We start from the raw sequence: 12,474 nt of genomic DNA, 5'->3' as shown, positions 1-12,474 counted from the left end.
TTGTATTTGTCTTTGTATTTGTATTTGTATTTATATTTCATTCTCTCTTGCGTACGATACCCTTACTCCTCCCCAAACTCAGCAAGGCGTGGATCATGGCAGATGGGAAGAATGAGCCGTGACGGATAGTCCGGGCTGTGCAGGATGGTCACCCTGGCCTTCCGGCATCCGGTCTCATCGGCCAGATTGCCTCCTGTGCAGGGATTGATATCAAAGCGCAGGAAGGCACCTGAAGAGACTTCCAGCCTCAGGGCATGACCGGGTTGAAGGACATGCCCGATGTGCCATAAGTCGATGACATATTCGGCTGTCTCCAGCGGCATTACCAGTTCGGGCCGGTCCCACCCTTTTCTGAAGCGGGCCCGGATGATGCCATCGGCCAGGTAGATTGCCCGGCCGTCCGGGTATACATCCAGAAGCTTCGCACACAGATCAAAATCCGGGGCATCCGACCGGGCATAGAGAATGAGTGACAACTCGCCGATGAGCGTCAATGACTTTTTCATCGGTACAGTATCGAACAGGAGAATGTCGGTGCGCTCTTCCTCGATTTGCGCATTATCAAAAGGCATCCGCTCGCCGTCGATATCGGGATGGGCAAAAGGAGTAGGATCATCCGGATCAAAGAGATAGGTGGATTCCTGCGGCCCCCTGGCGGGAGCACTGCTCCGGAGGCTGCCAAAACGCCCGCTCCGTGCAGCGCCAAGATAATAGTCAGTTGGCCGGGTGTCTGGAGGGGGCCAGTCCTCAAAATCCATCCAGCAATGAAGGCCGGTCAGGTAAAGAGTGACTCTCGACCTGGTAGAGGGGCCGGGATCCATACCCAAAAGATGCTGATCGAACCAGGCCAGCTCATCGTTGAGAGGGCTCCGAAGCGCTGCCCGCTGGATCATTGCAGCTTCCTCTTCAGGTAAATCTTCGCAGTCAGGAGCTGCCGTGTCGTGGTCCCAGGCCCCGATCAGAAGCCTTTGCGACTCTCTGGCTTCTGCTGTGGCCGCCCGCTGACGCATTCCCTTGAAAAAGGCTGTCGAGCCCCGGCCATTGCCATCCCACCAGCCCGAGATGTGGAGGGTTGCAACTGCCGTGCGATCCAGGCGGGGACCGACTGAGCGGGCTCTCCAGAAATCATCGAGCTGCCAGTGGCTGATCCATTCCCGGAAAGTTTCCTGACGGACGCCAAAGCGAAGATCCATGTCACGCAAAGGCCGGCTGGAGAGTGCGTGGTCGAAAAGAAGGTCAAATTCATCCTCTTCCTGATCCTCTCTGGATTGGTCCTGCGCTGTTTCGGCCTGCTTGCCCTCATTCTCCTCCTCGAATTCGAATCTCCCCTCCCCGGCATCTTCCTCTTCAATTCCGTTAGTGCAGACCCGTCCGGTCATGCTCATAAGCCAGAAAAAATCGTTCAGATCATAAGCCCCACCCTGAAATGGTACATTTTCGAAGGGATCACCCGGCGCTACCCCCACTACCATTGCTTTTAGCTCAGGAGGCGCATCGATGGCAGCCAGAAGCTGATTATAACCGCTGTAAGAATGACCACGGGTGCCGATCCGTCCATTGCAGAGCTCATGATGGGCCATCCACCGGATAACTTCCTGTCCATCGGTCCGGTCATAAGTCAGGGGGGACCAGACTCCGGAGGAACGGTAGCGGCCACGGCTATCGACCGCCAGGAAAAGATAGCCTCTGGCGGCATAAATCTCACCGATCCTGGCAAGCCCCTGGGTGCAGTAAGGAGTGATCTCGATTACTGCCGGAAAGGGCGGATCGCCTGAAGGTATATAAAGATCAGCAAAAAGCTCAATTCCTTCCCGGGTAACAATGACCTGATTGGTCCTGACCCGCTCAGACGAAGGAGGAACAGGGAGCAGACAACTGCCGCTTGGTTTGGTCATAATTTTTACTTAATTCCTTATGCATGTACGTACTGTTTATCATGCATTTTCAATCGGCAGATTGGTATAAATTGAGCTAATTGTGATGGAAAGTTCAGCAGTGATCGTTTACCGGATTGGGCATTTAATTCCAGGAAAAGTACTTGCCAAACAATCCGGAGAAGAACGCTGTATTTGGTTTTTTAATTAATACTTAATTTATCCATTATATTGACAAACATCTATATATATATTATATTATAAATAGATCAACCCTTTTCTTTGAGAAAGACACCATCGGCCTGGTCATCCACAGCTTCAGCCGTCTTTTGGATATTGGGTTGTCCAGAGGAGTAAGGCTGTTTGTTTCATCTCCAAAATTGAGTACCGCACCTTACTGACTCCTTTGCCCGAAGTGAGCTTTCAGGTTAACCTGGCTGGAATTCATTCTTGCGTATTTATGGGGGAATAAGCATATGTCTAATGAAAATTTATTAAAAAGAGGTTTCAAGTCTTTTAATTTGGCATCCACTATCGTCTTATTTGCGGTTGTTTGTATTTATATTTTTGGAAGTTGTAAATATAAATTGCCGGTAGAAAGATCTTTGGTTTATACATCTTCTATTTCGAAAAATTATTATGTAAGCAATGCCGGAGATGACAGCAATAATGGGACAAGCCCTTCTTCTCCCTGGAAGTCAATAGCTAAAGTAAATGAATTCGATTTTTCTCCCGGCGATATAATACATTTTAAAAAAGGAGGGGTATGGAGAGAAAATTTGTATCCTTCAAGCGGAGATGCGAGTGGAAGCATAAAATACACTTCTTATGGCAGCGGAAATAAGCCGATTCTGCTTGGATCGCAGGAAAAAAATAATGTGTCTGATTGGGTAGATAAGGGAGGAAATATTTGGTCAACAAAATTTCCTGTTCCAAATGGCAGTGAGCTGCTGCTGAACCCTACTTTTACCCAAAATATCGCTAACTGGGGATTATGGGGAGCTGATGGAGCTCAGGTAACCGGAGTAAGAGATATGAGAATTTATGATTCATTTCCGGCAGCCTACAAGCTGACTTGCGGAGACAATAATGGTAACAGAGAGTCGAGCATTCAGTTGAGCGCGCAGCTTTCCCAAATCGTGAGGGGAAAATATTATGAATTGAGTTTCAGGGCTAAAGCTACCGCGCCATTTACCATTCCTTACGTTACTCTTATTCAGAGAGTAAGCCCTTATTCTGAATATTACTGGAGTATGTACCCCTATAATCCAGCCAGGCAGAAGCAATTATTATCTGCTTCCATCAATACGGATTGGAAAACATATAAACTTTATTATCAATCCAATCGAACTGCCTCAGATGCAATAATGGTATTTTTCATGGGCAATGCCTTGCCTGAAAACTCGGATTTTTTTATTGATTCGGTAAGCTTTAAGGAACTGAAGGAAACTCCTTTTCTTGTCGATGTCGGGAATATTATTTTCAACGATGGCTTATCAACAGGAAAAAAAGTTTGGGCAGAAGGTGATTTAATCAACCAGGGCGATTTCTGGTATGATAACAATAACATGACAGTCAGCTTGTATTCTATCCAAAATCCGGCAACTTTTTATAGCGATATAGAATGTGCTTTATCGAGAAATATAATAGATGAAACTTATAAGCATCATATTATTTATGAAGATTTACATTTGGCTTACGGGGCGTTTGGTGGTATAGGAGGGGGATATGCACATGATATTGTAGTTAGAAATTGCGACATTAATTTTATTGGAGGAGGAGATTGGTCAGGCACAGATACTGTTGCCAGAGCTGGAAACGCTATAGAATTCTGGAATGCGGCGAGCAACAATCTGGTCGAAGGCTGCAATATTTGGGAGATATATGATGCTGCCGTTACGAATCAAGGATCTGGAGCTGATAATATCCAATATAATATTTATTATAGAAACAATAAAATTTGGAACTGTGAATATTCTTTTGAATTTTATGATAATTTTAATACTCCTGATGTCCACGATATTTATTTTGAAAATAATATCTGTTTTAATGCTGGCGGAGGATGGGGGCATAACCAGCGACCTGATGGAGTAAATGGAAGGCATTTAGTTTTATCTTCTATAGCAAATGTTGCAAATCTTATTATAAAAAATAATATTTTTTCTGATGCGTCAGAATGGAGTGTAGGAATGACGTGGGATAGCTCAGTGCTTGACAATCTAATTCTTGATAATAATTACTATTATGAAAAAGATGGTGATCCGGTAATAAATTGGCATTACCATAGGATTTATACTACTGATGATTTTAATCAATATAAGAATGACACAGGAAAAGATACAAATTCTATTTTATATGAGTACGCATATCCAGGCTTGGGAATCATTGGATCTATTCCTAAGGAAGGCGGGACCTTGGAGATTAATCATCCTGTTGTTATCGATTTTGCCGAGAATATTAAAGAAGGAGCTGTTTATAATAATATTATAATTAAGAAATCAAATGGCATGATAATCTCTATTAATAAATTTATTAATAAAAATATTTTGAATATACGATCAAATTATTTTGAATCCGGCAGCGCTTATAAGTTAATAATTCCAATTGGCGCTATTTTTAGTTCATCAGGGAATAATATTTTGACAAAAGAATATAGCCTCAATTTTAAAGTATAGTAACAACTACTCAGGCACAAAGGGACAAAGGCACAGAGGCAGAAAGTTTCCTTGCCTGTTTGCTGCTTAATTGCTCAGCATTCATTTTTATCTTCTTTGCCCCTTTGTGCCTTGTGCCTGAGTACGATTCATAGACCATGATTCTTCCCTCCTTCCTGATCTTCGGCCTCGATGAAAACTTGGGGCTGATGTGCAAAATCGCTTGAAGAAAAAACATTTTAGCTATATAATAAATTCCTGGCCTTTGAGTTTTATTCGAATAATCAATGGGGTTAGGCAGAAGAAAAAGTATTTGTTCTGTCTTTTGGCTCCTGACTTCTGACTCTTAATTTTACAGTTTATGGCGATTAAAAGACTGAACTTAAGCCTGAATGAAAAGATAGGCAGATCTCTCTATGAGGTTTTACGGGATGGACTGGATCGAGACCTGATCGAATATTCGCTCGTTGACTCATTCAGAAATTATCAGAGCCGAAACCAGCCCTACCCGTTTGTTGAAAAGAGGGAATTAAAACCAAGAGCCCGGATTCCCGAACGGGAATATCAGTATCAAAATAGTTTCCTGGTCCTGTTTTACGAAGGGACCCTGCCCAGTAGTGATAAAAAGTATATCCGGTTTTTTGATGCCAACAAAGTGGCCAGGGACAACCTGGCCTCTCATTTAGTAGATGTTGAAATTCATGGTGACTTTTACCCGAATCTCAAATACTTTGAGAGTTATCAGTTCAGCCAGTTCTGCCGTTCCCTGCTGCCGGTCGATTATGCTCTCCTGCTCCAGAAAGATCCGACATCCCGGCTGAAAAATCGGTACCTGCTTTCTCATTTTCATGTTAAAATTGACTGGCCCATAGCCAGCGCTGCGGAAGATATGGGCAAAGAGCTTGGCTATCTGACCAGGGATCTCTATGAGCGGGGGGAAAAATACGCCGAACAGGTGCAGCAAAAGCTGTTTGAATGTTATGGGTTTCACCATACCGCAGGAGGCCGCAGAGCCGCTGCTGTGGTTGCAGCCCAATTCAGCCGGAAACTGGACTTTCTGTCAACGGTTTACGTGGCTTCGTCCAGTTCCCGAACCCTGACCAGGATAGCTGATGGTGAGATATCCCGCTATCTGCTGATCAAATTAAATTCCGAGGAGATGGCTCAGGTGGCGAAAGCAAACAATATGGCGCTTGACGCTTTCCAGAATGGATTTCTCATTCATCGGGAAGAGGACTATGGGGTGGCTATCTTTCTGATAACCTATGAACGCACCATCCATTCGAAGCCCCCGGCAGATGGTAAATCACGGCCTCTGAATCCTGATTATCGGTGGCTGACCATTGCCTGTCAACTGCTGATCCCGAAGCCGTCGGTTGCAGATGTCCGTCCTGTTCGCTATTCAGTGGGTTATGCAGTATAGTGTTTATTTGGAGTAATGAGAAATATAGCATTTGCAGGGAGAATACCATATGGAATTGAGCATATGCAGAGATGAATTCTTACGAGGTGTTAATACTGTTCATAATGTAGCTGTCCTCAGGGGGACCATGCCTATCCTGTCCCATCTTTTGGTTCAGGCACTGGACAACCGGATTTATCTGTATGGAACGGATCTGGAGCTGGGAATCAAGGGGGAAGCGGAGGCCCAGGTTTTCCAGGAGGGGAGTATCTGCCTGTCAGCCAGGATGCTGGCCGATATCCTCCGGGAGTTGCCGGAAGGAGAGCAAGTCCATGTTTCTCTGGAGGAAAATAACCTGGTCAGAATTGCCTGCGGGAAAACCTGCTGCCATTTAGCCGGACTGCCGGCAGAAGAGTTTCCTCCCTTCCCGGTTTATGAGATGGAAAAGCTGGTTTCCATTCCCCGGGAGACTCTGCGGGATATGATCGTGAAAATCAATATCACCGTCCCCCTGGTTGAGCAAAAGCATCTCAGTGCGCCCAATGGGGCACTGCTGGAGATTGACCGGGAATCCATGGAAATGATGGGGACGGATGGACACCGGCTCTCGTATATAAAAAAACCGGGGATCAGCGAGTTCAGCCGGAAGATCAAGGTGATTTTGCCGAAAAAATCAATGAATGAATTGAAGCGGATTCTGGATGACTCACAAGGTAGTGATGACAGCGTTCTGGTAGGATTTTTCGAAAATCAGACAGTTTTTAAAATCGGCCCCGTAGAATTATTCTCCCGTCTGCTTGAGACCTACTTCCCGAATATCCGGCCTAGAATTGCCAAGGTGAATGACAAGGTGATACAGATCAACCGCCAGGAGCTGCGGCAGTCGGTCAAAAGAGTCTCGATTTTTACCGAGGAAAAGGAAAAGTATATCCGGTTGAGACTTGAGGATGGAACCCTTTTCCTCAGCTCACAGAACCTTGGGGTAGGAGATGCTGAAGATCAGCTTTCGGTTAACTATAACGGAGAACCACTGGAGATTGGATTTAATTCAAACTTTATTCTGGATATTTTAAATATCCTCAATGAAGAGCAGGTGGTTCTGGAAATGAGCGACCATAACTCTCATGGGATTATCCGCCAGGTGGATAACCGCGATTATCTCTATCTCATTATGCCTATCAAGCTGTTTGAAGATGAGTTTTAGTCATGGAAAAGGATAGCGACAGGAAAAAAATTCGGATATTATTAACCAACGATGACGGGATACATTCAGAAGGTCTGTATGCTCTGTATCAGGCAGTGGGCGATATTGCCGAAGTGATCGTTGTTGCACCCCGTGGGGAGCGAAGCGCTTGCGGTCACTCTATTACCCTCTCTGATCCCTTGCGAGTCGAGACGATCCACAAAGGCGATCGGTTTTACGGGTATGGGGTAAGCGGAACTCCGGTGGACTGTGTGAAACTGGCCATCAGTGTCCTTCTGGAATCCCCGCCGGATATGGTTATTTCGGGAATAAACTGGGGATTGAATACCGGTGTGCATCTCATGTATTCCGGTACGGTATCCGCTGCCGTAGAGGCTGCGATGCTGGGCATCCCGGCCATGGCCGTGTCACTGGCCCCGGTGGACCCCGCTCATTTCGCTCTTTCCGCCCGGTTTGCCCGGAAGATGGCTCTGACTATTCTCCATCAGGGCTTGCCTGCCGGCACACTTTTAAATATTAATGTACCATCCCTGGAATCGAACCGGTTTCCCGAAGTGGCCATAACCAGACAGGCCAGGTGCTTTCTGAAGGATTGTTTTGAAAAGAGAACCGATCCAAGAAACAATACCTATTACTGGCTTGATGCTGAGGAAATGATTCCGGAGGAAGGAGGAGGAGGCGATGTTGATGCCGTTCGGGAGGGTAAAATTTCCATAACACCGATCCGTTTTGATCTGACGGATCATCAATTTATGCATTCGTTACAGACATGGCCGATCTTGGACCTCGGCAAAGATAAATAATCCATGCACATGAACCCTCATATGATCATGACAGGTCAACCAACCAGTGATGAAGGTAGACTGCTGCTGATAAATTTCGCTCCACGGTATATGAGGACGGCAATCAGGACATGAGCTTATGGATAATTGATTCGCAACCTTATCTCATGGGTGATAATTGAAAAATGGATGGGCTAATTGACGACAAGGCGACCGATTTATCCGCAGAATTACAGGAATCAGAAAAAACACGAGCTAAGTTACTCGAGAGAAGCAAGTTTCAGTACCGCGAAAATAAAAGATTCAAAAAGACTATCGAAAAGCTTATCCTGGACAAAAATAATCTGAAACAAGACCTGAATCGGCTTGCCCAGGAAAATCAGAAACTCAAAAAGAGAACGAAATCGATTCTGGAGAAACTCGACAGAGTTCAGGAACTGGAGCAGGAAAATAAAGAGCTGAAAGAAGAGCTGGCCAGAGAGAAGGAGAAACAGAAGGAACTGGCTGCCCTCAAGGCGGAGCGAAGCCTGGTAATTTCCAAATATGAGGAAGCCAGAAAGCAGATAGCCTACATGGTGGAGATTGCCCTTGCCGAGCGGTATGACCTGATCAGCCGGTTGAAGGGGCTGATCCGTGATATTCCTGTTGATTACAAGGATATTGAAAAAAAGATGAGGCTGGCTAACAGGGCCAAGCACAGAACAGGGAAAAATGCACAGGTTGCTCTGTTTGTGGATGTGCAGAATATGTTTTATTCGGCCAAGAACCTCTATAACGGACGGCTGGATTATGAAAAATTCCTGGAAACCACGGTTGGTGACCGCACGCTGGTCCAGGCAACCGCCTATATTGTCCAGACCCCGGACATTGATCAGACTAAATTTATTTCGCTGCTCAAGAGCATCGGCTATGTAGTACGGACCATGGATTTAAAAACCGGTACTGGCGGGTTTGCCAAAGGAAACTGGGATGTGGGCATGACGATCGACATCCTGAATATGATTGATAAAGTCGACGCTCTGATCCTGGCAACCGGAGACGGAGATTTTGTGCCCATTGTCAAGCTCTTTCAGAAGAGAGGTGTTCGGGTGGAAATCGTCTCGTTTGCCTATAATACAGCCATTGACCTGAAAGAAATCGCAGACCGGTTTTATCCGATAACCGAGGAATTACTGATTCAGGACTCATCGAATAATTACGCCAAGAACCAGCAGGAAAAGAACCAGCCGGAAAAGTCCTGACAACATTGAGAAGCAGCTTCAGCAATTCATGAGGAGATTACCCTAACATGCATTCCTCTGTGATGGGAATAGAAATTGGCCTGGCGGAAATCAAGGTCATCCAGGTCAGTAAAAAGATTAATTCGATCGAAGTTGTCAAGTCGTGCCGCTACCGGCTGTCTTCCGAAGAGGACATGCCTTCGGCCATCAAACGGATCCTGTCCGAAAACAGGATCCGGGGAGACATGATCGTCGCGGGGATCTCAAGCCAACAGGCCGTGTTCAGAGATATCACCCTGCCATTTCGGGATTTTGCCAAGATTGCGAAAATAGTCAAATATGAAGTGGAATCATCTCTGCCATATCCGGCAGAAGAGGCTGTCCTCGCTCTCCAGGTACGAGACGGCAAGGATGAGGGTGCCTCTGATCTGTTCATTGCAGCGGTCAGAAAAGAAGCTATAATTTCCTGCTGCCAGTCTCTGAACGATGCCGGAATCGACCCCCAATACGTTCTGCTGGATTGTACGGCTTTGTACAATCTCTATCTGCATGCCTGCCCATCCAGTCAGGACATTGTCGCTCTGATCGACATCAATGAAGAAAGGATTCTGGTGGTCATTGTTCAGGGAGAACACCTGCTGTTTTCCCGCAATATCTCACATCCAATACGGTCCCGGACAGATAATGACAGCCGGAAAGAAGCGGGAGAGAGGATAGCGGCCCCTGAGCCAGCCCTTGAGCCGCAGCAATCCGAGAGTCCGGCCAGCGACGGCCGGGAAGAAGGAGTGGAAAGGGTGGAAGAGGGGGAAGGATATCCTGGCCAGGAAGCGGCCCTTGAGGCCCGGCCAGACAGCCCGGCCATTGATGAAAGCCAGCCTGAAGTTGTGGATCTCTCCCGAGAGATGATGGATCAAATCCTGGATCAGGTTGACCTTACCCTGTATGCTTTCTCCTCTCAGTACCGGCTGGATGGTTCGATTTCCCGGATACTGCTGACGGGGTCGGCTGCCGGTTGTGAAGGAATCAGCGATTACTTCACCGAGAGGCTCCAGATCGAAACCTCGATCTTTGATCCTTGTGAGGCACTGGGAGAAGAGAATGCCCCGTTCCGTGATCAGTCCCTTTGCTGGTCTGTTCCCCTGGGACTGGTTTTCGGGGCAAGGAAGGACAGGAAAAGCCGGTTCAATCTCCGGCAGGAGGACCTGGTCTTTCAAAAGAAATACAGTCAGTATAAGGAAATGGCTCTTGTCCTGGCAGTGCTGCTTGTTGTGGCTGCTTCTCTCCTGACAGTCAATATTCATTATCGGACCACAGTCCAGCAGAAGAAACTCAACCAGATTAATCGTGATATCTATCAGGTTTATCGAGAGATTCTTCCTGCGGCCAAGGGAGCGGGCAATGAGCTTGAGCAGGTAAAGAAAGCCCTGAACAAGGAAAGGGAGAAATACGAGATATATAAAACCTTTGCCGGTAAGTCGTTGACTCATCTTGAAATTTTTCGGGATCTGAGCATCCGGATATCCGATGAAATCAAGGTCGAATTCCTTGACCTATCAATTGATAAAAATCAGATTAAAATCAAAGGCATAGCCGATTCCTTCGAAGCGGTTGACCGGCTCAAGAGCAGCCTCCAGAAAACCCGGCAGTATGCTCAGGCGGTTGTTGAAAGCGCCAAAGTCAAGGGAAGCGATAACAAGGTAGACTTCCGGCTCAGCATTACGGTATCCGATTCGTAACCGTATCAGGAATTTCCAGGTATTTCATGTATTTATCGTCTAACCAAATGGGAGGGGATGGGAGAGCAATGATAAATCCACAAATTTTTCGGGAGTATGATATCCGGGGTATAGTAAACAAGGACTTGACCGAGGAGCATGTTACCACGCTGGGAAAAGCCTATGGTACCTATCTGAGGCAGCGGGGCAAGAAAAGCCTTACTGTCGGAAGGGATAACCGCTTAAGCTCCGGGAGCTTTCGCAATGCCCTGGTGGAAGGGCTTTTATCGACCGGCTGCAGCGTGATCGATCTCGGTATCTGCCCTACACCGGCCTTTTACTATTCTCTGTATCACCTGAACCCTGACGCCGGGATAATGATTACCGCCAGTCATAATCCTCCTCAGTTCAATGGCTTCAAGCTCTGCGATGGGAAAGACAGCCTGTATGGGGAGCAGATTCAGAACATCCGAAAGATTGCCGAACGGGGAGAATTTACCCAGGGAAAGGGAGCAACGGTAAGCACATATCAGATCGTCGAGCCCTATATGGCCATGATCCGGGAAAAAATCCGGCTCAAAAGGAGACTGAAAATTATTGTGGATGCAGGCAACGGCACAGCCGGCCCCATTGCACCCGATCTGCTGAAGAGCCTGGGATGTGAGGTCGAGGCACTCTTTTGCGAAATGGATGGCAATTTTCCCAACCATTTTCCCGATCCTACGGTTCCCGAAAACCTGACCACCCTGATCAGGCGGGTGCGAGAGAGCGGCGCTGATTTTGGGGTTGCCTATGACGGAGATTCTGACCGGATCGGTGTTGTGGATAATCGGGGGGAAATTATCTGGGGCGACCAGCTCATGGTCATCTTCAGCCGCGATATCCTGAGCCGTAATCCGGGAGCCAGTATTATCTTTGAGGTGAAATGCTCGCAGAATCTCGAACAGGACATTGCCAGGCATGGCGGAAAGCCCATTATGTGGAAAACAGGGCACTCCCTGATTAAAAAGAAAATGAAGGAAGAACATGCCCTGCTGGCAGGGGAGATGAGCGGCCATATCTTCATTGCCGATGGGTACTTCGGCTATGACGATGCCATTTACGCTTCATGCCGCCTGGCGGAAATCCTGTCCGAGACTTCACGGAAGATTTCAGACCTGATCTGCGATTTACCCAAAACCTATTCCACCCCGGAGATCAGGGTCGACTGCGCAGATGAGGAGAAATTTCATACCATCGAGGTTTTAAAGGAATATTTCCAGAGTAAATATAAGCTGATAGATATTGACGGCATCCGCATCCTGTTCGATCATGGATGGGCCCTTATCCGTGCCTCGAACACTCAGCCTGCGCTCGTCCTGCGATTTGAATCCACCACCAGCCACGGTCTTGAGGAGATCAAGAGCCTGGTCATGAACAGACTTCAGCAGGTTCCGGGGGTAAGGTGTTAGCCCTTCATTGTGAAGATAGTATTACATTCTGCAAAGATTTTGACAGGCGGGGTCACAAAACCCCGCTTTTTTGTTAATGCCATGTTAGAAGGCGGCCAGCATTCTCTGTGGGGAGTCGCGCAGTGGTCCTCTCACTAAGAGCTATCCGAAAAATAACGGGAAGTATGATACA

The 12,474-nt window shown here is 46.9% G+C and carries 8 protein-coding genes; 7 read left to right on the top strand and 1 reads right to left on the bottom strand.

All coding sequences use genetic code 11. The annotated features are described in order from the left end of the window. Positions 1-62: 62 nt before the first annotated feature. A complete protein-coding gene (locus AB1611_02670) occupies positions 63-1,895 on the bottom strand; it encodes a CocE/NonD family hydrolase (GenBank protein ID MEW6378494.1) in 1,833 nt (610 codons plus the stop codon). A 455-nt stretch (positions 1,896-2,350) separates the two neighbouring features. Between AB1611_02670 and AB1611_02665 the strand changes: the two genes are divergently transcribed. The 7 genes from AB1611_02665 to AB1611_02635 all read left to right on the top strand — a co-directional run bounded on the left by AB1611_02665 (position 2,351) and on the right by AB1611_02635 (position 12,302). Beyond that, a complete protein-coding gene (locus AB1611_02665; protein MEW6378493.1) occupies positions 2,351-4,549 on the top strand; it encodes a hypothetical protein in 2,199 nt (732 codons plus the stop codon). A gap of 340 nt (positions 4,550-4,889) precedes the next feature. Next, positions 4,890-5,951: a hypothetical protein gene (locus tag AB1611_02660; protein MEW6378492.1), complete on the top strand. Its 1,062-nt coding sequence runs from the start codon at positions 4,890-4,892 to the stop codon at positions 5,949-5,951. A 49-nt stretch (positions 5,952-6,000) separates the two neighbouring features. Next, positions 6,001-7,134 (top strand): DNA polymerase III subunit beta, encoded by a 1,134-nt coding sequence (gene dnaN, locus AB1611_02655; GenBank protein MEW6378491.1) that lies wholly within the window; start codon positions 6,001-6,003, stop codon positions 7,132-7,134. 2 nt (positions 7,135-7,136) lie between these two features. Then, positions 7,137-7,937, top strand: a complete 801-nt coding sequence (surE, locus tag AB1611_02650; protein ID MEW6378490.1) for a 5'/3'-nucleotidase SurE — start codon at positions 7,137-7,139, stop codon at positions 7,935-7,937. Positions 7,938-8,101: 164 nt separating this feature from the next. Beyond that, positions 8,102-9,157, top strand: coding sequence for an NYN domain-containing protein (locus AB1611_02645; GenBank protein ID MEW6378489.1), 1,056 nt, complete (start codon positions 8,102-8,104; stop codon positions 9,155-9,157). Between the two features lie 47 nt (positions 9,158-9,204). Then, the gene (gene pilM / locus AB1611_02640) at positions 9,205-10,872 is read left to right on the top strand and encodes a pilus assembly protein PilM (GenBank protein ID MEW6378488.1); all 1,668 of its coding nucleotides are present in this window, start codon (positions 9,205-9,207) and stop codon (positions 10,870-10,872) included. 68 nt (positions 10,873-10,940) lie between these two features. Continuing rightward, positions 10,941-12,302, top strand: a complete 1,362-nt coding sequence (locus AB1611_02635; protein ID MEW6378487.1) for a phosphomannomutase/phosphoglucomutase — start codon at positions 10,941-10,943, stop codon at positions 12,300-12,302. Positions 12,303-12,474: the final 172 nt, after the last annotated feature.

The sequence above is a fragment of the bacterium genome (genome assembly GCA_040755755.1).
Taxonomy (GTDB): domain Bacteria; phylum SZUA-182; class SZUA-182; order DTGQ01; family DTGQ01; genus DTGQ01.
Note: the sequence above shows the minus strand (reverse complement) of the source record. Positions and strands in the feature narration are given on the sequence as shown.